At 25.2% G+C, this 24,002-nt stretch carries 30 protein-coding genes, 1 tRNA gene, 1 other RNA gene and 1 pseudogene; 7 read left to right on the forward strand and 26 right to left on the reverse strand.

The genetic code is table 4. The features are described from left to right. Positions 1 to 73: 73 nt before the first annotated feature. From AACK86_RS07875 to AACK86_RS04775, 6 genes and pseudogenes are all read right to left on the reverse strand, one after another. Positions 74 to 409: pseudogene (locus AACK86_RS07875) on the reverse strand (ATP-binding cassette domain-containing protein); the annotation flags it as partial. Between the two features lie 15 nt (positions 410 to 424). After that, positions 425 to 1,708 carry a hypothetical protein gene (locus tag AACK86_RS04755; RefSeq protein ID WP_338981675.1) on the reverse strand — a complete coding sequence of 428 codons (1,284 nt, stop codon included), beginning with the start codon at positions 1,706 to 1,708 and terminating at the stop codon, positions 425 to 427. 127 nt (positions 1,709 to 1,835) lie between these two features. Continuing rightward, complete coding sequence (locus tag AACK86_RS04760) at positions 1,836 to 2,192, reverse strand: helix-turn-helix transcriptional regulator (protein WP_338981676.1); 357 nt, start codon at positions 2,190 to 2,192, stop codon at positions 1,836 to 1,838. Between the two features lie 158 nt (positions 2,193 to 2,350). Beyond that, complete coding sequence (locus AACK86_RS04765) at positions 2,351 to 2,884, reverse strand: DUF402 domain-containing protein (protein WP_338981677.1); 534 nt, start codon at positions 2,882 to 2,884, stop codon at positions 2,351 to 2,353. A 305-nt stretch (positions 2,885 to 3,189) separates the two neighbouring features. Further along, positions 3,190 to 3,504, reverse strand: coding sequence for a hypothetical protein (locus AACK86_RS04770; protein WP_338981678.1), 315 nt, complete (start codon positions 3,502 to 3,504; stop codon positions 3,190 to 3,192). 33 nt (positions 3,505 to 3,537) lie between these two features. Then, positions 3,538 to 3,768 carry a UPF0236 family transposase-like protein gene (locus AACK86_RS04775; RefSeq protein ID WP_338981679.1) on the reverse strand — a complete coding sequence of 77 codons (231 nt, stop codon included), beginning with the start codon at positions 3,766 to 3,768 and terminating at the stop codon, positions 3,538 to 3,540. Between the two features lie 94 nt (positions 3,769 to 3,862). Between AACK86_RS04775 and AACK86_RS04780 the strand changes: the two genes are divergently transcribed. Further along, positions 3,863 to 4,009 (forward strand): hypothetical protein, encoded by a 147-nt coding sequence (locus tag AACK86_RS04780; RefSeq protein ID WP_338981680.1) that lies wholly within the window; start codon positions 3,863 to 3,865, stop codon positions 4,007 to 4,009. Positions 4,010 to 4,028: 19 nt separating this feature from the next. Beyond that, entirely contained in the window at positions 4,029 to 4,859 is an 831-nt protein-coding gene (locus tag AACK86_RS04785; protein ID WP_338981641.1) for an IS5 family transposase, read from the forward strand. A gap of 113 nt (positions 4,860 to 4,972) precedes the next feature. Here the strand turns inward: AACK86_RS04785 and AACK86_RS04790 are convergent, their stop codons facing one another. After that, positions 4,973 to 5,431 carry a UPF0236 family transposase-like protein gene (locus AACK86_RS04790; protein ID WP_338981681.1) on the reverse strand — a complete coding sequence of 153 codons (459 nt, stop codon included), beginning with the start codon at positions 5,429 to 5,431 and terminating at the stop codon, positions 4,973 to 4,975. Between the two features lie 68 nt (positions 5,432 to 5,499). Between AACK86_RS04790 and AACK86_RS07880 the strand changes: the two genes are divergently transcribed. Both AACK86_RS07880 and AACK86_RS07885 read left to right on the forward strand, forming a co-directional pair. Next, the gene (locus AACK86_RS07880; protein ID WP_422398231.1) at positions 5,500 to 5,952 is read left to right on the forward strand and encodes a transposase family protein; all 453 of its coding nucleotides are present in this window, start codon (positions 5,500 to 5,502) and stop codon (positions 5,950 to 5,952) included. Beyond that, the gene (locus AACK86_RS07885) at positions 5,937 to 6,335 is read left to right on the forward strand and encodes a transposase family protein (RefSeq protein ID WP_422398380.1); all 399 of its coding nucleotides are present in this window, start codon (positions 5,937 to 5,939) and stop codon (positions 6,333 to 6,335) included. Before AACK86_RS07880 ends, AACK86_RS07885 begins: the two co-directional genes overlap by 16 nt. Positions 6,336 to 6,484: 149 nt before the next feature. Here AACK86_RS07885 and AACK86_RS04800 read toward each other — a convergent pair whose 3' ends face one another. From AACK86_RS04800 to mgtE, 11 genes are all read right to left on the reverse strand, one after another. Then, a complete protein-coding gene (locus AACK86_RS04800; protein ID WP_338981683.1) occupies positions 6,485 to 6,913 on the reverse strand; it encodes a hypothetical protein in 429 nt (142 codons plus the stop codon). A gap of 66 nt (positions 6,914 to 6,979) precedes the next feature. Next, on the reverse strand, positions 6,980 to 7,564 hold the full coding sequence (locus AACK86_RS04805) for a hypothetical protein (protein ID WP_338981684.1): 585 nt from the start codon (positions 7,562 to 7,564) through the stop codon (positions 6,980 to 6,982). Between the two features lie 14 nt (positions 7,565 to 7,578). After that, complete coding sequence (locus AACK86_RS04810; RefSeq protein ID WP_338981685.1) at positions 7,579 to 8,721, reverse strand: Mbov_0396 family ICE element transmembrane protein; 1,143 nt, start codon at positions 8,719 to 8,721, stop codon at positions 7,579 to 7,581. 538 nt (positions 8,722 to 9,259) lie between these two features. Then, positions 9,260 to 9,424, reverse strand: a complete 165-nt coding sequence (locus tag AACK86_RS04815) for a hypothetical protein (protein WP_338981686.1) — start codon at positions 9,422 to 9,424, stop codon at positions 9,260 to 9,262. Positions 9,425 to 9,459: 35 nt separating this feature from the next. Beyond that, complete coding sequence (locus AACK86_RS04820; RefSeq protein ID WP_338981687.1) at positions 9,460 to 9,765, reverse strand: hypothetical protein; 306 nt, start codon at positions 9,763 to 9,765, stop codon at positions 9,460 to 9,462. Positions 9,766 to 9,942: 177 nt separating this feature from the next. Then, positions 9,943 to 10,335, reverse strand: coding sequence for a transposase family protein (locus AACK86_RS07890; protein WP_422398306.1), 393 nt, complete (start codon positions 10,333 to 10,335; stop codon positions 9,943 to 9,945). Continuing rightward, positions 10,320 to 10,772, reverse strand: a complete 453-nt coding sequence (locus AACK86_RS07895) for a transposase family protein (RefSeq protein ID WP_338982632.1) — start codon at positions 10,770 to 10,772, stop codon at positions 10,320 to 10,322. The genes AACK86_RS07890 and AACK86_RS07895 overlap by 16 nt, the downstream gene beginning before the upstream one ends. 390 nt (positions 10,773 to 11,162) lie before the next feature. Beyond that, positions 11,163 to 11,238, reverse strand: a tRNA-His gene (locus tag AACK86_RS04830). 84 nt (positions 11,239 to 11,322) lie between these two features. Then, entirely contained in the window at positions 11,323 to 13,314 is a 1,992-nt protein-coding gene (locus AACK86_RS04835; protein ID WP_338981688.1) for a 2-oxo acid dehydrogenase subunit E2, read from the reverse strand. Between the two features lie 67 nt (positions 13,315 to 13,381). After that, the gene (gene trmB, locus AACK86_RS04840; protein ID WP_338981689.1) at positions 13,382 to 14,026 is read right to left on the reverse strand and encodes a tRNA (guanosine(46)-N7)-methyltransferase TrmB; all 645 of its coding nucleotides are present in this window, start codon (positions 14,024 to 14,026) and stop codon (positions 13,382 to 13,384) included. Between the two features lie 16 nt (positions 14,027 to 14,042). After that, the gene (gene mgtE / locus AACK86_RS04845) at positions 14,043 to 15,473 is read right to left on the reverse strand and encodes a magnesium transporter (RefSeq protein ID WP_338981690.1); all 1,431 of its coding nucleotides are present in this window, start codon (positions 15,471 to 15,473) and stop codon (positions 14,043 to 14,045) included. Positions 15,474 to 15,674: 201 nt separating this feature from the next. On the opposite strand from mgtE, the gene AACK86_RS07900 reads away from it, so the two are divergent. Genes AACK86_RS07900 through AACK86_RS07910 form a run of 3 tightly spaced genes read left to right on the forward strand, consistent with a single transcriptional unit; the run spans position 15,675 to position 16,504 of the window. After that, on the forward strand, positions 15,675 to 15,824 hold the full coding sequence (locus AACK86_RS07900; RefSeq protein WP_422398232.1) for a hypothetical protein: 150 nt from the start codon (positions 15,675 to 15,677) through the stop codon (positions 15,822 to 15,824). Between the two features lie 18 nt (positions 15,825 to 15,842). Next, positions 15,843 to 16,127, forward strand: coding sequence for a helix-turn-helix domain-containing protein (locus AACK86_RS07905; protein WP_422398233.1), 285 nt, complete (start codon positions 15,843 to 15,845; stop codon positions 16,125 to 16,127). Further along, on the forward strand, positions 16,112 to 16,504 hold the full coding sequence (locus AACK86_RS07910) for a transposase family protein (RefSeq protein WP_422398381.1): 393 nt from the start codon (positions 16,112 to 16,114) through the stop codon (positions 16,502 to 16,504). The genes AACK86_RS07905 and AACK86_RS07910 overlap by 16 nt, the downstream gene beginning before the upstream one ends. Before the next feature lie 180 nt (positions 16,505 to 16,684). On the opposite strand, the gene ssrA is transcribed toward AACK86_RS07910, so the two are convergent. From ssrA to whiA, 8 genes are all read right to left on the reverse strand, one after another. Beyond that, positions 16,685 to 17,095: a transfer-messenger RNA gene (gene ssrA / locus AACK86_RS04855) on the reverse strand. Between the two features lie 20 nt (positions 17,096 to 17,115). After that, positions 17,116 to 17,553 (reverse strand): SsrA-binding protein SmpB, encoded by a 438-nt coding sequence (gene smpB / locus AACK86_RS04860; protein ID WP_338981691.1) that lies wholly within the window; start codon positions 17,551 to 17,553, stop codon positions 17,116 to 17,118. Then, positions 17,544 to 19,691, reverse strand: coding sequence for a ribonuclease R (gene rnr / locus AACK86_RS04865; protein WP_338981692.1), 2,148 nt, complete (start codon positions 19,689 to 19,691; stop codon positions 17,544 to 17,546). The genes smpB and rnr overlap by 10 nt, the downstream gene beginning before the upstream one ends. Before the next feature lie 60 nt (positions 19,692 to 19,751). Further along, on the reverse strand, positions 19,752 to 20,006 hold the full coding sequence (gene secG, locus AACK86_RS04870) for a preprotein translocase subunit SecG (RefSeq protein ID WP_338981693.1): 255 nt from the start codon (positions 20,004 to 20,006) through the stop codon (positions 19,752 to 19,754). Positions 20,007 to 20,103: 97 nt separating this feature from the next. Continuing rightward, complete coding sequence (locus tag AACK86_RS04875) at positions 20,104 to 21,060, reverse strand: hypothetical protein (RefSeq protein ID WP_338981694.1); 957 nt, start codon at positions 21,058 to 21,060, stop codon at positions 20,104 to 20,106. Positions 21,061 to 21,213: 153 nt separating this feature from the next. Then, complete coding sequence (locus AACK86_RS04880; protein ID WP_338981695.1) at positions 21,214 to 21,438, reverse strand: helix-turn-helix transcriptional regulator; 225 nt, start codon at positions 21,436 to 21,438, stop codon at positions 21,214 to 21,216. A 19-nt stretch (positions 21,439 to 21,457) separates the two neighbouring features. Further along, positions 21,458 to 22,879, reverse strand: coding sequence for an MATE family efflux transporter (locus tag AACK86_RS04885; RefSeq protein WP_338981696.1), 1,422 nt, complete (start codon positions 22,877 to 22,879; stop codon positions 21,458 to 21,460). A gap of 143 nt (positions 22,880 to 23,022) precedes the next feature. Then, positions 23,023 to 23,973, reverse strand: coding sequence for a DNA-binding protein WhiA (gene whiA, locus AACK86_RS04890; RefSeq protein WP_338981697.1), 951 nt, complete (start codon positions 23,971 to 23,973; stop codon positions 23,023 to 23,025). Positions 23,974 to 24,002 lie beyond the last annotated feature (29 nt).

The following is a 24,002-nucleotide window of genomic DNA, read 5'->3' on the forward strand; positions in this document are numbered from 1 at the left end:
CAATTTTATCAATATAACTTATATAAATGGAGAAGAAATAATTTAATTGATTAATTTTTGCTTTATCTTTTAACTCATAACCAAGAATAATATTATCTAAAACCGAAAAATTATTAATTAATTGAAAATGTTGATGTACCATCCCAATACCTAAATCAGTAGCAATATTAGGTGAAGTGATGCAAATTACTTCACCATCAATTTTAATGACTCCAGAAGTTGGTTGATGCAAACCAAAAAGTGTTTTCATCAAAGTAGACTTACCAGAACCATTTTCACCTAAAATCGCATGAATTTCACCATATTTAAGATCTAAATTGATATTTTTATTAGCAACAATACCATTAGAATAAATCTTTGAAACTTTAATTAATTCCACAGCTTTTTTGTTCTTTATTTCACTATGCATTTAATATATCCTACCTTACCACTTTGCTTCTTCGCAAACACTTTCATTAGCAATATCTCCTAGCATATTTGTTCGATTACATTTCCTTAAATCTTCAATACTAATAGCCAATGCTTTTTTTAAAGCAACTAATTTATCATTGCCAACTCTTTCACTATAAAAATTATCAAAATCTTTACCATTCATTGGTACTAAAGAAACCTGCTTAGTTTCTTCTCAAATAAATGATTTAGTTCCCGGAGTGGAATACTCATTTTTATCATCAATAGCATTATTATTTTTAATACGATAATTAATCGCATCCAATACAGTTTTAACAGCAAAAGACACATCTTTTAAAGCTGATGACTTAATTAAATGTTTATATCCTGCCAAATTCTTATCATTCGCTTGGTCAACATCAACACCAACAAATCAAGTATTAGTATTAGCCGCTGCTATTTGTTTTAAAATTGTACTTCCTTCAGGAACAGAAATATTAAAAATAACACCAACATTATTGTTAATAGCATTATTAGTATTGCTTTGAGCAGCCTTAATAGCATCATTTGTTCCAAAACCACCATTAAAAGTTCCAGCAAATCACTCAAATCGTAATTTGTCATTCTTAGCATCAATATCATTAGCCAAAATATTATCACTAAACCATCGTAAACCTTTATTAAAACCAATCATATAGTTTTTAATCGCTGGAATATTTAATCCTCCAATACCAGTCATTTTCACAGTAATGTTATCACCATTTTTAATAACGGGTAATCCCATATTATCTTTATCAACCTTAAAACGCTGTAAAATTTGTCCCGCTACATCAATTGCCGCCGCAAACCCTGGTTTTGATTCATCAACTGAAATTTCATAATATTTATCAACCGCTTTAGTATTTAATGATTTAATCATTTCATAAACAGTAAGATCAACCGTTAGAAAATATGTATTATTGTATACATCAAAAAAATTAGGTTGAAGAACAGTTTTAACATATGTAAAGCCCGGAAGCACGACAGCTAGATAACCATCATCAATAGTTTTTGTAATTGCAGGAGTAATCATATTAGGATCATCTTGTGTATCAGGGTATAAGACATCTAATGCTTCATTTAATTTAGAATCTACTTTTAATATTCCTTCTCAAGCCGCTTGATTAAAACCACCATCTTGAGCCTTTAAAGGATTATTAGCAATCATTTTAAAAGATGACATACTATAACGACTACTACAACTAGTAATAAAGACAACTGGTAAAACCATTGTCAATAATCAACGCAGTCCTTTAATCCTTCCTAAATTATTTATCACTTGTTTTTCCTCTCATTTCTATATTTCTTATCTTAAACTCCTTTTTTCATTTTACTTTCTTTATAAAAGTTTAGCAAGATTTATTTAAATTATTGAAAATTAATTCAACTTAATAATAAAAAAATTATTAATTATTTCAAATAAAATTAGTTAAATCATAACTATCAACCCGATTAACAATTTTAATTAAATCATTAGCAGTTTTTACTGGATCATAATTAATCATTGTTCTTAATTTAGGATTGCGATAAATTAATTTAACAAATGACTCCATATTATCACCCTCACTAATTTTTAAATGACTAGTAATTTCATCATTTTTAATACTGAAATATATTAAAACTTTAGAAATAAGGCCTCATGATATATGACTAGCATCAGTCTCTAGTCTACTAATAGTTGGCTGTTTTACCCCAACCATTTTTGCCAATTGAGTTTGTGTTAAACCATTTCTTAAACGCATTTTTTTAATTAAAGTTTCCATTAATTTATTATTATCTCCCTTCTTTTAAGCAACATTATAATGTCATAACTTTCTAAATATGAAAATCTATTCTTTTATTGCATATACCCTTGACATATTTTAAAAAATCAAAAAAAACAGCTAGATTATTAGCTGCTACAAAAAATTAAGTTTAATAATTATTTAAAATTAATTTGATAATTGTTTCAATGATTTAATACTATTTTTTCATGAAATAAATCATCTTTATCTTTAATTTGGATTTTTAATCTTTCAATTTCATTCCAAATAATATTTTGCAAATTTTCAGGATAATTTCAATTTATCTTGTTACGACTAAACTCTTTTAAATCTAATATTTTTGTATATCCATCAGGAAATACTTTAATATCAATATCATAATCAATAAACTTTATTGCCTTACCATCATAAGTAAAAGGACTAGCAATATTACAATAATAATGAATCCCATTATCTTTTAACATTGAAATAATATTATATCATCGGTTCTTAGAAAAAAACCAAATAGCTGGTTCATGAGTTTTCCACTTACGCCCATTAACCTCAGTAACAATAACGGCTTCATTTACTAAAATTAAATAATTTTTAGTTTCTTCTAAAACAATAGCGTGATCCCAAGAACGATATATTTCACCATTATGTTTATAAGCATGAATTAAAACTTTTTGACCTTTTATAAGTGTGTTTTTCATCTATTACAGCTCCAAAGTTGTTCTTATAATTAATACAAAAGTACAAAGTAATTATAACATAAAAAATAACCTAATTAATACAAGGTCATTAATGAGATTAAACTCAATACGATTAAAATTTCTAGGGGTTATAAATACTAATACAATATATTCTATCTTATTTCTTAAGTACTTTAATTATAACATAAAAATATTTTTTTCAAACTAAAATGTTTTATTTTTCGATAAAGTGAAAATATTTTCACAACTTATAATTCATAATTAAAATTAATTTTCTAACAATAACTAAAATAATGATTAATTAATTAATTAGAAATTCAGTTACTATAGCGTAAATATTGATATTTTTGAACTAATTCATATTCTTTCTTATTTCGTAATGTTTGCATAACATCAATATTATTTATTTTTGCCAGATGCGAATTAAGCATATTAGAAAAAGTTTTAACATTAAAAGATTTAGCACCATAACTTAATAATCATTTAATAATGTGCGATACTTGCCCTTCAGCATTAACACCAACATTTCAACTTGCTCCTTGATTAATAATACCTTGTTTTTTTATTTTAAAATATTTTACCAGAGCTTTTAATTTTTGCTTTTGTTCTTGTGTTCTCATAAAAGTTGAACTAACTTTTAAAAAGTTTATTAATTACAAATAACTATCTTTTCGTAATAAATTTCCTGCATGGTTATAGATACTACTATATAAGACATTCTGTTTCTTTTTTAAATTTCAATACAATTGTTTCGTACCATGAAATAAATCTAAAACATATTCACTATTGTCTAAACTCTTAGAAATATCTTCCATTCATTTAGCGCCATCACCACCAATAATAATTTTTGCTTGCTTAATATTTTCATAAAACATATCAGCCATATTATAAACTTGCTTAGCAAATGTTTCGGTATTAATTTCTTCTTTTTCAGGAACAATAAGACAAAATGCTCTTTTATTAATAAGTTCATTTCTAGTGCTTGTTAAATTAGTTAATTGCTTTCCAGTATGAAAAGTAACTAAACGAAACCGATACTTAGTTGATTTACGACCATTATTTCTTAATTTAATAAATAGACTTCTTGCGATACCTTTTTTATTAAAATATTCTTATAAAATATAATTTATGAGGATATCAAAATATGAACAATAATAAATTTAATACTCTTAATGATAAAGAATGGTTAAGATTAACAGGAATAAAAAAATCCACTTTTAATAAAATGTTAGATATTTTACAAGTAGCTGAAATAGAAAAATTTAAAAAAGGTGGTAAAACTAATAAATTATCACTAGAAAATAGATTATTGATGATTTTATCATATTGACGAGAATATCAGACTTATTTTCATCTTGGTAAAAATTTCGGAATTAGTGAAGCTAATTGTTATCGCAATATCAAGTGAATTGAAGATATTTTAATTAAAAACTCTGATTTTCAACAACTTGCTGGTAAAAAAGCACTAATAAATGATTATTTTAATGATAAAACTATTATTATTGATGCTACCGAAACTCCAATCCAACGCCCAAAAAAAGACAAAAACAATCTTATTCTGGTAAAAAGAAAAAAACACACCATTAAAACACAAGTAATTATCGAACAAGAAACCAGAAAAATTATTGCAACAAGTTTTTCACTTGGGAAAAAACATGATTATGCTTTATTTAAAGAATCAAAAATCCCAATTTTAAAAAATACCAAATTAATAGTTGATAGTGGTTATCAAGGAATACAAAAAATTCACAATAATGTTCTAATACCTACAAAGAAAAAAAAGAAAAACCATTTAAATAAAGCACAAAAACAACATAATAGACTAGTTTCAAAAATGAGAATTATTATTGAAAATATTTTTGCTATTCTTAAAAAATTTAAAATTATGACAGAAAAATATCGTAATCGTAGAAAAAGATTTGGTTTAAGATTTAATTTAATTGCCTCAATTTATAATTTGCAATTATTAATTTAACATAAAAGATTTATTTAAAATTAAAGAATTTAAATAATAAATTCATTTTTTGTTGTGGCAAAATATTAATTTTTTAGATAAAAGACATAATTAATTAAAATTATATTTTTCTATTACTGTCTTTTTACAAATATTTGTAATTTTTTTAATAGGTTATGCAAGAAGTCTAATGTTACATCAATTCAAGCATATAAATATTTATCTACTTTAATCTTTTGATAAGATTTATTTTTACAATTTAATAAATTAGCAAAATTAAATTGTCGGATAACATTAGAAATTGTCATTTGTGATATTCCAGAAACACGATATAATTTCAAAATATCAACTTGCCGAGAGCCACTAGATATTTCTTCTAAAATTTTTAATTTTAAATGCAAAGAAATTCTTTGTTTTCTTTCAACTTGAAACTCGCGATCAACTAAAAATGTATAACACTGTTTATTTTTTTCCTTATCAAAATAACTATGTCTTCGGCGATAATATGTAACAGCACCATATATAGTTATAATAGTTCTTTGTTGAATATCTTTTACAATATAACCATTAATTTTTCTTCACTCTGATTTCATTAGACTTCTTGCGATACCTTTTTTATTAAAATATTCTTATAAAATATAATTTATGAGGATATCAAAATATGAACAATAATAAATTTAATACTCTTAATGATAAAGAATGGTTAAGATTAACAGGAATAAAAAAATCCACTTTTAATAAAATGTTAGATATTTTACAAGTAGCTGAAATAGAAAAATTTAAAAAAGGTGGTAAAACTAATAAATTATCACTAGAAAATAGATTATTGATGACTTTATCATATTGACGAGAATATCAGACTTATTTTCATCTTGGTAAAAATTTCGGAATTAGTGAAGCTAATTGTTATCGCAATATCAAGTGAATTGAAGATATTTTAATTAAAAACTCTGATTTTCAACAACTTGCTGGTAAAAAAGCACTAATAAATGATTATTTTAATGATAAAACTATTATTATTGATGCTACCGAAACTCCAATCCAACGCCCAAAAAAAGACAAAAACAATCTTATTCTGGTAAAAAGAAAAAACACACCATTAAAACAAAAGTAATTATCGAACAAGAAACCAGAAAAATTATTGCAACAAGTTTTTCACTTGGGAAAAAACATGATTATGCTTTATTTAAAGAATCAAAAATCCCAATTTTAAAAAATACCAAATTAATAGTTGATAGTGGTTATCAAGGAATACAAAAAATTCACAATAATGTTCTAATACCTACAAAGAAAACAATGAAAAACCATTTAAATAAAGCACAAAAACAACATAATAGACTAGTTTCAAAAATGAGAATTATTATTGAAAATATTTTTGCTATTCTTAAAAAATTTAAAATTATGACAGAAAAATATCGTAATCGTAGAAAAAGATTTGGTTTAAGATTTAATTTAATTGCCTCAATTTATAAATTTGCAATTATTAATTTAACATAAAAGATTTATTTAAAATTAAAGAATTTAAATAATAAATTCATTTTTTTGTTGTGGCAAAATATTAATTTTTTAGATAAAAGACATAATTAATTAAAATTATATTTTTCTATTACTGTCTTTTTACAAATATTTGTAATTTTTTTAATAGGTTATGCAAGAAGTCTAATATTGACATCATATTCTCCATCTTCACTACTAAAACCAGAACTATCACCATTATTTTCATAAATTAATTTAGAATTATCAACTTCTTCAAAAGCAACTTGCGGTGAAGATGCTTTTATCGCTTCAAAAGCAAACTTTCTTCATTGGTCTTCTTCTCAACGACGCTTAGTTTCATTTTCTCTTCTAATATTTTCTTCTTGAACTCTTGCAATTTCTTGATTTCGGCGTTGATCCTCTCTAAATCAACGATTAGAAATCTCTTGTCATCATTGATATTCTTTACTTCGTAACTCATCTTCTTGAATTTTTCGTTCATATTCTTGTAATCTTCGTTTATCTTCTTCTAATCGGATTGTATCTTCTTCTAATCTAATTTTATCTTCTTCAACAATTCTCTGTTGCTCATTAGTCATCATATATCCTCATTTTCTCTTAATTATTAAATTTTAATTTGTTAACTTTTTCGTTAAATTGTTAGTTTATGGCATTCTTAAATAGCTATTAATTAATTTTTCAATAGTTTGATAACTATTATTATCATAAATGTATTCCCGTTCAATTTTTTCTCTTTTAATTGGTCATTGCTCACCTTCAATACCAGTTACAATAAAATCACCTTTTTTAAATATTACATCGCCCTCTTTGGTAATAACAGTCCCATCTTCACTAGCAATAATAGCATCACTAATAATAAACTTTTTTATACCAATTAAGCAATCATTAGAGTACTCCATTTTACAATTAGCTTTCATTGCTAAAAATAGTTGCTTTGCAATTAATTGATCAATTTTTAACTCTTTAATTTCATTTGCTAAATTATGGATGAATTTGCAAACAATAATATCAAAGTTGCTACCATCAATATATGTCTTGTCATAAACAGTACGAGAAACTGGTCATATTTCTCCTGTTAAATCACTAATAATTAAATCATTCACTTGATATTGTAAATTAGATTCGTAACTAGTTTGTAAATTTCCCGATTGTTTAGAAACAATAACTTTAACAAACGCCGGTTTCTTTATTAGCTTTACTTTGCTTCCTAAAAATTCCTGAGATAGCATCCTATTTTTCCTCCTTATAATTTTTTATTCATTTTTTTAATATTTTTATTTATTTGTAATTTCTTATTTTTTTCTAGTTTCCGTTTTTTTTCTAACTTCATAGCAATATCAATAGCCATTTTAGGATGATTAGCAGGATTACTAGCTTTAACAACAAACATAGCTTTTTTAAACATCGTATCACCAACAACATCGTTTCGTAAAACTTTTACTTTATTACGGAAATTTTTTATGACACTACCGATATCACTTGATTTTGTTCCCTTAGTAATAATATTAATTAACTTTTGTGATGATAACATAAATGATAATCCCGCAATAATAATAATTAATTTAATTACCGCCTTAGCAATATAAATACCCTCTTCATCACCAAACTTCATCTTGCCACCATCAACAAAATCAATTAAAAGAAATATTCCTGACCTTGTAATTGTTATTGCTAAAAACATTCCTAAAACAAGAATAAAATTATTAATTACTTCTTCTTTTCAAAGATGAAAAGTTCTACCCCCATCGGTTGTCATTTTAGAAGCAGCAAATGGTGCTAACATATAAAGAAAAACTAGTCTAAAAACACGAGTAATTAATAATAAACCTAATTTTCCCATACAAACAGCAAAACCAACAAAACCAACAATTGGCAAAATAACATTATAGTTACCATCAACATCCAAAATCCATGGTTCACCAGTTATCTTATCTTTGATTCATCCCATATCATGAATTATATTTATCATTGTGTTTTGATATAAACTATCTTCTTGAATATTTTTAAAACCAAAATTTAATATTTCTTGAAACATATTAACAATAAATTTAAAGATAAAAAATAAAATCGGAATCGCTACAATTACCGCTGCTGCTTTTGCTGAATTTTTAATACTATCAACTACTTTTTGTTTCATTGTAATTGGTTCAACAGATAATTGAGCAGTAATAAAGTTACTAATTAATGAAACAATAATAACAACACCTGCAACAATAGCAAAAAATAATAATAGCGGTGCCATTTTAAAACTAGCATTTTCTTTTGCTACACCAACAGAAAAAACATGATCCAATAAACTTTGATCAACAAAACTCATTACTAATTTTTCTAAAGCTCCCATAATAACTTTAGGTCATTGAACAAAGACAATATAAATAAGATACATTAAAGCTTTATTTATTGATTCACCGATATTTTCCAGAAGAAACTTAGTTACTTCTTTAAAGGTACCAGTAATTGGTTTTAGTAATTCTGATATATTAATTATTTTTCTCTCCTTTCAAATTGATAATTATTTATATTCAATCTTAAAACTACTTTTTAAGATTAATAATGATAACAACGATTCATATTAAGGAAACAGTAAAATAAAAAAACGAAGTAATACAAATTCAAAATCACTGATTTTAATAATATAGTTTTTTATTTTTCTTATTATGATTTTTATTTTTTATTAATTTATACAGAGAAAACATTATCATATAACAGTTAATTGATAAAATTAATGTTAAAACAGAAATACTACCCATAATATATTAAGTAGCTATTTCAAAAAATATATTTCCATCTAGTGAATACTAAATCCACAACTTGAGTTTTTGGTTTAAAATCCTCATTATTTTTACTAAATTCAATAATTACATTGATTAAACCAACAGAAGCATATGCCAAAACTACACCAATAAACACTCATAACAGACCTTTTAATCAACTACGCCGTCTCTCTGCTCTGGTTTATCTTTAGCCCAAGCAATCATAATACCACAAATTATGGCAGCGATTATTGCTGTAATACCTAACAATGTATATAAAATATTAAAAACTTGTTGCGATTGTTTAGTGATAAACTCACTAACTTTATCACCCATATTTGCTCCTCTTTTTCTTTCAAATTTTTTACTTTTTAATTTTTAATATTAATCACATTCCAATATTTGTATTCTTTCCAAATTTTTCTAATAACTAAATGATTATGAACACAACCACCTTCTAAAAATATTTGTTGATCTTTAGATTTAATCTTATTAATGTAAATTTTTTTATTACAAGTTTTCATATTGAATTGTGATTTTCAATTCATTTTTCTTCGTACAGGGGCACTCTCTTCAACCAAAACACTATATTGGCAAGTTTGACCAACACGAGGAATTTGAATTAGTTTATTTTGTTTAGTATTTAATATTTTTTTAATTCTCTCTTTTAAACTCATATTTTATTAGACTTCTTGCATAACCTATTAAAAAAATTACAAATATTTGTAAAAAGACAGTAATAGAAAAATATAATTTTAATTAATTATGTCTTTTATCTAAAAAATTAATATTTTGCCACAACAAAAAATGAATTTATTATTTAAATTCTATTAATTTTAAATAAATCTTTTATGTTAAATTAATAATTGCAAATTATAAATTGAGGCAATTAAATTAAATCTTAAACCAAATCTTTTTCTACGATTACGATATTTTTCTGTCATAATTTTAAATTTTTTAAGAATAGCAAAAATATTTTCAATAATAATTCTCATTTTTGAAACTAGTCTATTATGTTGTTTTTGTGCTTTATTTAAATGGTTTTTCTTTGTTTTCTTTGTAGGTATTAGAACATTATTGTGAATTTTTTGTATTCCTTGATAACCACTATCAACTATTAATTTGGTATTTTTTAAAATTGGGATTTTTGATTCTTTAAATAAAGCATAATCATGTTTTTTCCCAAGTGAAAAACTTGTTGCAATAATTTTTCTGGTTTCTTGTTCGATAATTACTTGTGTTTTAATGGTGTGTTTTTTCTTTTTACCAGAATAAGATTGTTTTTGTCTTTTTTTGGGCGTTGGATTGGAGTTTCGGTAGCATCAATAATAATAGTTTTATCATTAAAATAATCATTTATTAGTGCTTTTTTACCAGCAAGTTGTTGAAAATCAGAGTTTTTAATTAAAATATCTTCAATTCACTTGATATTGCGATAACAATTAGCTTCACTAATTCCGAAATTTTTACCAAGATGAAAATAAGTCTGATATTCTCGTCAATATGATAAAGTCATCAATAATCTATTTTCTAGTGATAATTTATTAGTTTTACCACCTTTTTTAAATTTTTCTATTTCAGCTACTTGTAAAATATCTAACATTTTATTAAAAGTGGATTTTTTTATTCCTGTTAACCTTAACCATTCTTTATCATTAAGAGTATTAAATTTATTATTGTTCATATTTTGATATCCTCATAAATTATATTTTATAAGAATATTTTAATAAAAAAGGTATCGCAAGAAGTCTATTCCTCTTTCATAAGAAAAAATTTATTGCAAGCCTATTTTTAAAATATTATATTTCTAAAAATAGTCTTAAATCTAACTGTTATTTAATGCATTATTTTATAAATTTACTTTATACATCCTCCTTCTATTAGCTATGTTCCTTTTTAATAACAAGACTGCTATTTAATTAAATTTCATTAAGAATTTCTAATAAAAGATCCTTTTAGAAACATATTTTTAGTTAAAGAAAAAAGAGATCTAGATTATATCTAGACCCCTGAAAACTTTATACAACCTATAAAGGAAAGTACATTTATGAGAATATTTTAATTTAAATAAAAATGGGGCGACTGATGGGAATTGAACCCACGAATGTTGGTTCCACAAACCAATGCGATAACCATTACGCCACAGTCGCCATATATAATGGTTTTTATTAACCGATAAAATTATATAACTATTTTAAAAGAATGTAAACTTATTCATAAAAAAATCGCTAAGATTAACTTAGTGATAAAATATATGGTTTTTCTAAATTATTTTTTAAAGTTTCTAAAAATTGTCCCGCATCATAAATATCAATAGCTCGTTGATCAACTGTTAATGTTATATTCATCATATGTCTAATAGTCACACTTTGACCATAAACAACAGGTTTTCTTAAAATCTTACCAATCCCCATAACCGCAACATTAGGATAAAAAATTGGTGAAATACCTGAATTTGCGCCAACCATTCCAAAATTAGTAATAGTAATGGTACTACCAACGAATTCAAGGTCATTTGTTTTCCTTGCCCGAATCCTTTGATCAGATTGCTCCATATCAGTTGCTAACTGTGCTATTGATAACTTATCAACTAATCTAATAACTGGAGTTTGAAAACCATCAGCATATTGTCGAGCAATAGCAATATTATGATATCTCTTAATAACTAATTCATTAGTATCAGCATCATAACTAGCATTAAGTTTTGGATATTCTTCTAAACTTAAAGATATTGCTTTAATTATAAATACCATTGAATTCAACCGTGTCTTACTATTATTACTATGCAAAACCATCCTTTCACAAAGAGCAATGACATTATTCATATCAACTTCACAATTTAATGTTAAATGCGGAACATATTTATTACTTAATATCAACGCTTCCACAGCACTATTTCTTGCTTTTGAAAGCATTTTTCTAGTTTCTAAATGACCACTCTTTTGTTCAGCAGAATGATTAATTTCAATGTTAACACCATTATCATTAATTAAATTTTGTTTAGCAATCTTTTCTAACTGTTCTTGCGATAATGAATTAAAAGATTGTTGCATATCAGTATGATAAGAAGCCATTAATTGTGGATTAATAATTGGCACATATTTTGGTGGAATAAATACTGGTTGCTGAAAATAACTAGGTACATATTGATGACCTGAATTTTCCAACATATTATTTATTCCTTGATTACTTTGTTGAGTATTTATATTTTCATCAGTTACTTCATCAATTAATTCTTTTAAATTTACTTTTGACTGAGAAACACCAACTTTGTCTTGCTCAGTATTCTTTTCTTGATATCCTAATGATTGATATTGACTTTTAATAGTTTGTTTAATTTCTTTAATTTCTAGTTTATCATCTACTTCTTCAGAAATTATTTTATTAATTTCTTCAATATTACTATCGTTATTAATTTTACCTTTTTGAATTAAATCAATTTTTTTATAAATAGTATTCCGAGCATTATCAACAAAAGAAGCATTTGCATCACTTAATTGCGTTTTACTTTCTTTAACTGCAACAACTTGTTCTTGCAAATTATTCATTCGCTTCATAATTATTTCCCGAAATGATAACGGTTTTTCATTTTTCTTTATTAACTCTTCTGAAGTTGTTTTTGAACTTAAATTATTTTCAGGCAATGGAACTTTTTCTTGCATATCACTTAATTTATTTAAAACTCTTTGACGAAATTTAGAAATACCAGATTCATTTTTTTCTTGCATATCACTAATAACACTATTAGAATTAATAATACTTTGTTTTTTTTCAATTACTTGATTTGGCGATTTAGGTTTTGGCGATGGCGATAATTTTTCATTAATAACTTTTTTTTCAAATTTTGCTGTAAAACCATTTTCTAAATGTAATTGATTTTCTGATAAATTAAATTTTAATTCTTGTTCTTGTTCTTCTAATTCTTCTCAATTAGAAAATAGCTTTTTTGATGACGATTTTATTGGTTTTACTGATTTTTCAGAGACAATTTCTTTCAACATAATCTTCATTTTAACAACAACATCACCGCGTTTAACACTATCACCCTCAGCAACAAATAATTTTTCAATATTACCATCAAATAAAGTACTAATGGGAATCTCTTCACCTTCACAGTCAACAAGCAAAATATTTTGAAAGACTTTAACATGACTCCCTTGTTCAACTAAAATTTGCTTAATAGTACCGTATTTACTTGGTAAATCATTTAACTTAATTTTAATCATTAAAGCCACCTCTTAACTTTTATCTTATCTTAACATTTATTATTGTTTATTATATCAAATAATTTTATTAAAACGAATTTTTTACTACTTTTAAATAATATATTACTTTATTTTGTTTAATAAATTTCTTCTCATACTCTGTTAAAAACATACTAGATAAACTATCTTGCTCTTGAACTAATAATTTTCAATGAGAATCACTCCTCAAACTATTAATAGTAAAGTCAAACAATATCGCATTATCAGTACGAATTAAAATTTTACCAGCATTAACAAGAATATTTTTATATGCTAATAAAAATTTAGGGTGCGTTAACCTTCTTTTATAATGTTTTTTCTTTGGTCACGGATCAGAAAAATTAAGATATATTTCAGCAATTTCATTAATAGCAAATATATTTAAAATATTATTAGCATCAATTTGAACAAATTTTAAGTTATTAGGAATTTTTTCTAATGCTACCACTTTCTTTACTGCCACCATTAATACTACTTCCGATTTTTCAATGGCAATAAAATTTATCATTGGATATTTATGTGCCATAGCAATAATAAAATCTCCTTTACCACATCCAATTTCTAAATGACAAGGTTGAGTATTATTAAAAATTTTTGATGCTCAATTACCTTGATAAGTTTGGGGCTCTTGAATAACAATTTGATAATTATTTTTTAAAAATATTTTTGCTTGCGGATTATTTCGTAATCTCATATTATTCTCCTATCTATTAAGTAACAAAAAATAGTAAAGCGATAGAAAAAAAGATTGTTGTTGATACACAGTCAATAATCGTTGTCACCAAAGGAGCAGCCATAATAGCTGGATCCATTCTTAATAATTTTGCAATAATTGGCAAAATTCCTCCTGCTACTTTAGAAATAATAATAACGATTCATAAAGATAATGAAATTATAATCATTGAAGCTCACTGATCTCAATGTAAAACACCATCATATTTAATAACATTAATAATAATCATTCTAATAAAGTTAAAGCAAATTAAAATTAAACCAACAAAAAAAGATATTCTTAACTCTTTCCAAACAACTTGCCCATAATCTTTAACTGTAACATCACCTAATGATAATGCACGCACAATAGTTGTTGAAGCTTGACTTCCAGAATTTCCTCCCGTATCAGCAATAATTGGTAATAATGGTACTAATAAAGTTAAAAACTTATTAGATAAATCACTACTATTTTTATTAGCACCAAATAAAGGTAAAAAAGCATCAATAACTAATTCTGAAAAAGTAGCTGATACTAATAAAAATAACAATCAAAATATTCGTGAACGAACAATTCTTCAAACTGGAGTTTTTAAATATAACATCTCAGTTGGTTTAATTGCAGCTAACTTTTCAATATCTTCTGTCGCTTCTTCTTCCATAACATCTAAAATATCATCAACAGTAATAATTCCAATTAACACATTTTGCTTATTAACAACAGCAACTTCATTTAAATCATATTTTTGAACAATATTAGCAACTAATTCTTGATCACTATGAGCATCAACACTAACAACATTAGTTTCCATTACACTATTAACTTCTTCCTTGCTATTAGCAAAAACTAAATTTCTTAAACTAATAACTCCTAATAACTTATTCTTACTATCAGTAACATAATACTTATCACTATTTTCTGCTCTTTCACCCAGTTGTTTCACTTTTTCCAATGCTTGACCAACTTTCTCATGTTGAAGCAACTGCACAAAATCAACTGACATAATTGAACCAGCACTATTTTCTTCATAATTTAATAAGATATTAATTTCTTTTCTTTTATCACGCGATGCATTGATAATAAGCTTTTTAACAACTTTTTCGGGTATTTGTTCTAATAATTCAACAATATCATCAGCATATAATTGATTAAGAATTTGCGTTATTTCCGTATTATTTAACTCATTTAATAACATTATTTTTATTTCCGTATCAAGATTAATAAAAACTTCACTAGCTATTTTTGAATCTAACAATCGTACTAAATATAAAACTTCACTAAGATTTTCCATTTTATTAATTACATCAGCTAAATCAGCACTATGCAAACTTTTTAAAATTTTTTCTAAGCTTTTCTTATCATTAATATTAACTAATTTTTGCAAATTGCTAATATTTATTTGCAATAACGACTTATTATTAATAGACACTAGCTTTTTACCTCACAACAATGTTATTTTACTATTTATGTAATATTAATTATATCTTGTTTAACAATAAAAGTCTTTTGTTATTTAACAATAAAATAAAAAGTAAACAATAAGTTTACTTTTTATTTTATATTAGACTTCTTGCGATACCTTTTTTATTAAAATATTCTTATAAAATATAATTTATGAGGATATCAAAATATGAACAATAATAATTTTAATACTCTTAATGATAAAGAATGGTTAAGATTAACAGGAATAAAAAAATCCACTTTTAATAAAATGTTAGATATTTTACAAGTAGCTGAAATAGAAAAATTTAAAAAAGGTGGTAAAACTAATAAATTATAACTAGAAAATAGATTATTGATGACTTTATCATATTGACGAGAATATCAGACTTATTTTCATCTTGGTAAAAATTTCGGAATTAGTGAAGCTAATTGTTATCGCAATATCAAGTGAATTGAAGATATTTTAATTAAAAACTCTGATTTTCAACAACTTGCTGGTAAAAAAGCACTAATAAATGATTATTTTAATGATAAAACTATTATTATTGATGCTACCGAAACTCCAATCCAACGCCCAAAAAAAGACAAAAAAAATCTTATTCTGGTAAAAAGAAAAAACACACCATTAAAACACAAGTAATTATCGAACAAGAAACCAGAAAAATTATTGCAACAAGTTTTTCACTTGGGAAAAAACATGATTATGCTTTATTTAAAGAATCAAAAATCCCAATTTTAAAAAATACCAAATTAATAGTTGATAGTGGTTATCAAGGAATACAAAAAATTCACAATAATGTTCTAATACCTACAAAGAAAACAAAGAAAAACCATTTAAATAAAGCACAAAAACAACATAATAGACTAGTTTCAAAAATGAGAATTATTATTGAAAATATTTTTGCTATTCTTAAAAAATTTAAAATTATGACAGAAAAATATCGTAATCGTAGAAAAAGATTTGGTTTAACATTTAATTTAATTGCCTCAATTTATAATTTGCAATTATTAATTTAACATAAAAGATTTATTTAAAATTAAAGAATTTAAATAATAAATTCATTTTTTGTTGTGGCAAAATATTAATTTTTTAGATAAAAGACATAATTAATTAAAATTATATTTTTTTTATTACTGTCTTTTTACAAATATTTGTAATTTTTTTAATAGGTTATGCAAGAAGTCTATTTACATTTATGGTGGAGATGGTGGGAATTGAACCCACGTCCAAAAATAAGTCCCAATTAACATCTACAGTTTATTTTATTCAAGAAAAGTTCATTAAAGAAAAATATGAATAAACAAGTAATATCTTTAACTAGTTAATATAATTTCAACATTGCTTATTAACATCACAATATCTAGTTTATCAAGTATCAACATTAAACTAGCCTAGATAAACTTACGCTAAAATAATGTGCTATTTATATCCTTTAAAAGGTTGAATTAAGCAACTAATGTTGCCCCACCAAAGTTATGATTTAACATATATGTTGGAATAGATTGATGTTCTTTTTTATTTCCGGTTATAACACCTCGAAGTAGATAAGGTTTACCACACCACTGCAGTTAATTGTTTGTTATTTCTGTCGAATCCAGTACACCCCCATAAGTATATTATATCAAATTTATGAAATCTTTTGAATTTTTCGTTCCACATCGCGTTTTTTAATAGTCTCTCTTTTATCATAAAGTTTTTTAGCTTTTGCTAACGCAATTTCAATTTTAACTAAACCCTTACTATTAAAATATATTTTAGTAGGAACTAATTGTAAATTTTGCAATTTCATTTTCGCTTCCAACTTTAAAATCTGTTTTTTGTGCAATAATAACTTTCTTGAACGGTTAGGATCCGGTTTAGCACTTGATGCATAAGCATAAATACTAATATGTAAATTTAAAATTAGTGCTTCTTGATTTCTAATCAAAACATAACTTTCTTGTAATGATACATTAGATTCCCTTAAAGATTTAACCTCAGAACCTTGCAATGCAATTCCAGCTTCATAGCTATCTATTAATTCATAATTAAATCGTGCTTTACGATTTGAAGCAATTATTTTCATTGTTTAATTCTACCATTACCATTTTTAGGTTCTTTAAGAATAAAATCAATTTTTCTTTCTAACTTACTAGCGTGCTTAACCTCAATATTAACAATTTGTCCAAGATAATATTCTTTTCTTGTTCTTTCACCAACTAAACGCATTGTTTTCTCATTATAGTTATAATAATCATTTCGCATATCACTAACACGAACCAATCCTTCAATAGTATTTTCTAATTCTACAAAAATCCCAAAATTAGTAACTGAACTAACAATTCCGGAAAATCTTTTTCCAATTTGTGTTTCCATATACTCAGCTTTTTTCATTTGTTCTACTGCTCTTTCACATTCTAATGCTTTCAACTCAGAAATACTAGACTGTTCGGCTTGATTTTGTAAAATCACTTTATACTTATCAACAATAACATTATTAATTTGTTTTTCAAAAAGATATTTTCTTAACATCCGATGAACAATTAAATCTGGATAACGACGAATTGGTGATGTAAAATGAGTATAACAGTCACTTGCTAAACCAAAATGCCCAATATTATTAATATCATAACGCGCTTTTTCCATACTTCGTAAAAACAAAGTAGCAACAACTTGAAATCAAGGTTTATCTTTAATATTTTCCAAAGTTAATTGTAAATCTTTAGCATAAACATTCTCAACTTTACCCTTAATGTTATAACCCATTATTTTTAATACATTATACACTTCTTTTAATTTTTTAATTTTTGGTTTATCATGAATGCGATAAATAAATGGCAAATTCATTCAATAAATAGTGCTAGCAACAGTTTCATTAGCACGAATCATAAAATCCTCAATTAACATTTCTGCTGTTTCCCGATTTCTCAAAATAATATCACTAATTTTGCCATTTTGATTAATAATTAATTTAGCTTCATTTAAATTAAAATCAATAACCCCAGCTTGCTCCTTATATTTTCTTAAAATATGATGTAAATCACGAGCAATTAAAAGCATTTGATAAATTTCAGGATGAGTTTTAATAAAATCTGGATTTTGATTACTAAAAGCTAAATTTACTTCATCATACGACATTCTTCGCTTAGTTTTAATAACTGCTGGATATATTTCATTACTAATAGTTTCACCAACAGCATTAATTTCCATTTCACAAACTATCGTTAACCGCATCTCATTTTCATTTAAAGAACAAATACCATTTGATAATTGTGGTGGTAACATCGCAATAACACGATCAACTAAATAAACAGAAGTCCCACGAATAAAAGCTTCTTTATCTAAAGCACTGTTCTCAGCAACATAATGTGCTACATCAGCAATGGCAACAAATAATTTATAATTTCCATTATACAACTTAACAACACTAATAGCATCATCTAAATCTTTAGCATCACTACCATCAATAGTAATAAATAAATTATTTTGTAAATCTCTCCGACCAATTAATTCTTCAGCCATTACCAACGGCGAGATTTTTTTTACTTCATTTAATGTGGCATCATCAAATTTTGTCTTAACAAAAAACTCATGAACAACAGCGATGACATCAATTCCCGGGGTATTAATATTACCAATAATATCCTGAATTTCTAATGAAACCAATTGATTTTTACTAACAGACACTATTTTAGCGACAACAATCGTATCAACAATTGCCATATTTAAATTAGTAACTAAAAGGACTAAATGTTGCAATTTAATATTATTAATTTTTAAAAATTTTGTTTTATTTGCTTCATTAAAACAAACAGTAGCGACAACCGTCGTCAAAGGCCTTTTTAATACTTCAATTACCCGAGTCTCAAAATGTCGGGCATCATTTTGCTTAATATTTTTAGTAGCAAATAAAACTTCATCCATATCTAAACAGCCATTTAAGTCTTGTGATTTAACAAAATATTCTTGATTATCCTTAGTTTTAATAAAACCAAAACCCTTAGAATGCAGTTGAATAATACCAATAAGTAATTGATTTTGTAAATTTAAGGAATATTCATTATTACTATTAACTTTTAAAACATCATTAATTATTAATTCCTTAAGTTCCAACACCATTAATTCATATTGTTCTTTATTAGTAATTTCAAGATAATTACTAATTTCTAACTTTGAAAGGACTCGCTTTTCATTTTTTAAAATATTTAAAATTTTTTGCTTCATATACTCTCCATCAGTCATTAAACTATTAGAACTTTCAAAAACTAATCGTTTAAATAAAAATTATAAAGAATTTTCTAAAATTCTAATAATCATTGAAAGAACAAATAAACAAGATCCACAACCTAGCATCATCAATGATAAAGTTCGTGAAAGTCCTCGCTCTTTAGTTTGTGCAAAAAGCTCTTGATTACCACCACTTAATGCTCCTAACCCTGCTTGCGTTTTCTTTGGCTGCAATAGTCCAATAAGAATCATTGCAAAACCAATAATTAAAAGAATAATCTCAAAGATTAATAAAATATTTTGTTTACTCATATATTAAACCTCTACTTTTATAAATTTTAATAATTACCTTGTAAATTATATCATAATCTATCATATATGTTTTATGACAATTATTTTACAACTTAAATTAGAAAAAATGATATTGACTTTGTAAAATTTGAAAAATAATATTAAAACTATAAAATATTATAATTACTCCAGAAGTTATTACTGTAAAAATTTTACTGCTACTTCAACGCGGAATTGTTTTAACAGTAAAAATAATAATTGTTAACAATAGCAAAATTGCAATAACAAATAATGGCATTAAATTCATCATATTACCATTTGCTAAATATTCTAAACTCCCGACAGGATGATTAATAATATCAGCAACAAAGTAAATAATTGAATTAAAAAGATGGCTCCCAACAATTCCAGCAATGGAAACATTACCATAACCAATCCTTGCTAAAGAAAATAGTGATACTACTTCTGGTAAGGCTGTTGTCATTCCTAAAAAAATCGCTCCTGCCGATTCTTTTTTAATCCCATAAACATTATCAAAGTTATCAATAACCGCAACTAATATTATTGAAGAAAGAACTAAGCCAATAACCCAAATAACGAAAAAAATTATAATCATCTTTAATGATAATTTTTTTAAACCAACATCTTTATTAGTTTTAGGTTCTTTTTCCTCATCATGAAATCCTTTAAACATCATTATTAAAAATCCCCCATAAACTAATAATAAAACTAAAAATGGTCAAGAAACATTGATATAAGGAATTGTTAACCGCATAAAATCAAATGCTTTAATTGGCATTAAAGCTAATACTAAAATTATATTAATTCCGATCATTAAATAAATAATAAAGCGATTAGAGTTATTTATTTTTTTAAAAAATAAATAACGAATAAAAATAATATCAGCAACAGCTAACATTGCTCCTGTAAATAAATTTGCCCCCATAACATCACCCATACTAACTTCAGGACTCCCCAAAGCACCTGCTGTTATCGCTGATACAAGTTCTGGCAGTGAAGTTGTAATTGATAATAATAATGCTCCCGCAACCGCCGTTGATATTTTTGTTCGCATTTTTAATGCTCACAAATATTTAATCATCCGTCTAGAAGCAAAAAAATTAATACTCGCAAAAATAACAAAAAATACCCATAAATATTCCGGTTTTGTTCAACCAAATAATCACTGTGAAATAATTCCACCTCCTATTTAAAAATATGGTAGCATTTAAATTTGATAGTCAAAATCAAATAATTCCGATAACGACACTTGCAAACCCTTAGCAAGTTTAACAATACTTTGTAAAGAAATGTTTCTTTCACCGCGTTCAATATCAGAAACATAATTTTTATTTAAATCACATTCATATGCTAATTCTTCTTGTGACAAATGCAAATTTATTCGTAATCGTCTAATTTGTTGACCAAAATTAATTTTAACATCCTTAATCATTTTTAAACATCCTTTTATTTTATTGTTTTACTAAATTATTAGCTCAATTAACTTTTCTCACAGTAATAATTAATATTGAAAATTGAATAATTTCAGCTAAAGAAACAATTAAAAATACAATTATTGTCACTATTACTCAATTCTCAGAAAACACTTCATAATTATTAGGTTTAAAAATTGTAAATGCAAATCAAGTTAACCCCACAATAAAAACCCAAGTGCAAAGAATATCAATTAAACTTGATAACAAATTTTTACCACCAATCCTTAAAATATTAAAGAAAATAATTGATGTTGACAAGAAAAAGAACGCTATCCCTTGAAAAGCTAAATACCACTTAGCAACATAAATAACTGCTCGATTTTCCGTAAAGAAATTAAGAATAAATGGCGAAATAAATATGATTAATAAAGCAATTGTCGCATTTAAAATTAAACCAAAACCTAAAATTTTATAAAAATTAGCTTTTGCTTTAGCAATATGATTAGCTCCCAACTCCCGACCAACAAAATATGGAACAGCCACATAATAACCATTAAAAAATGAATAAAACACGCCAATAATGCTAAATGTTAAAATTGCCGCTTGATAAGAATTATCTAAAAATCCTTCTTTTAAAATAATCATCTTTTGTACAAACGATGAAAGCGCAAACAAGGCATTCGCCATAAAAATAAACACAAAGTTTTTCATAATTTTTTTTCACAAATCTAATGTTGTTTTTCAAATTTTTCATCCTGGATAATAAACTGGCTTCTTTCAAACTATAAAAGCAATGACAACAATAAATTCACAAACCCGAGCAATAAATGTTGACCACGCAGCACCAACAACACCTCAACCAAAAAGCTTAATAAAAATCGGATTTAAAATCGCATTAATTGTTAAAGGCAAAAAGTTAATATACAACGGCGTTCAAGCATCACCACACTCATACATTGTATTATAAAAAACTAACGAAATACCTAAAAACCAAGTTGTATAATTAATAATCTGCAAATAATCATTTGCAGATTGAGAAATCAAACTTTTCTTATCTTCCGGCAAATGATTATCTAAATTTACAATAATATTAATCAATGATGTTCTTAATGTTGATATTAAGGTAAAATAAACTACTGCCAAAATAAGTGCTAAAATTAATTTTATTCTTGTGGTTTCCGCAACTTTAGCATAATTCTTTTTCCCTAAATATTGTGTTGTATAAATACCCCCAGCACCCGAAATTGCTCAAAAACTATAAATTAATAAAATAAACATATCATTTGTTAAACCTAAACCAGTTAATTGTTCAGGATTAAAAATTGAAATAAAAATTGTATCTAAAACATTAATAAAAGCAACAATCAAACTTTGCAAAATTAAAGGTAACATCATCCGTAAAACTTTTTTATTAAATTCTCAATCTCAATATTGTTTTCAATTAATTTTTAATTTCATTAGTTCCACCCAATTACAATATTTTCTTAATTAACACTTAAAATATAAAAAAATTAATAGCGAAACAAATTTTACTACTAAATTAATAACAATTTCTTTATATCACAAATTTATATATTAATACAAAATATTTTATAAAATATTTAATTGTCATCAGAAGCAATACTTTTAAGCAATAAATAACTATTTTTAATTTCGCGCATCATATGATTTATTCCTGATTTAGAAATCATACCGTGATAAATATTTTCATATAAATCGCAAAGCTCATTCAAAGAAGCTTCAGGATTATCTAACCTTAAATTAGCAATTTGTTGAGTTTTTAACGATAACTTTAAAAAATAATCATTCGCTTTTAAAAAATTAATCATCGTAATTTGTTCAATAGCGGCTTTATTAGTTTTTTGCTGATTAGAAATCTCAATATTTGTTAAACGATTAATACTATTATACATATCGCGTGAAATCCGTTCATTTTCAAACGATAATAGTGAAAGACTTGCATCAATTAATTTCAAAAAATCAGCAATTTCAGTTGATTTTTTTAAATAAATTAAAGGTTTTTTACGACGATAAATGCGTTTAAATTTAAAACCAAAACTATTTATTAGTAATTGTAACTTCCGAATAAACAAAATATCAATTCCTTGAATTTCTAAATGATAATTACTAATCCTTGGCGAATTAACACTACCAGTAGCAATAAATGCTCCCGCAATAAATGCTCTTTTTGACATTTCACTCGTTAATCTTTCAAAATTAACAACTAATTCATTTCGTTTAATATCATAACTAATTTCTTTATCATTAATGATTAAAGAAACAATATGTGAAAGATCCAACTTATATACAATAGTTTTAATTCCCATTGTCAAAATTTCTGGATAATAATTATAAATTTCAGCAATTAATTTTTTAACAAAAATAGCAACAGTTTTATTAGAACATTCAAAAATTAATTGCCTACTATTAAATATCGCTAACGATTTTATTAATCCCAATAAAATAGCTTGCTTTGCTGGATGACTAAATTCCTTTTTCATAATTTCTTGCTTAACAATTTTAGAAAAAGACATCACTATTAATCACTCCATTCATAAAACTGCTAATTAATTAAGCATCG

The organism is Spiroplasma endosymbiont of Eupeodes luniger (assembly GCF_964019525.1).
In the GTDB taxonomy this organism is placed as follows: domain Bacteria; phylum Bacillota_I; class Bacilli_A; order Mycoplasmatales; family Nriv7; genus Nriv7.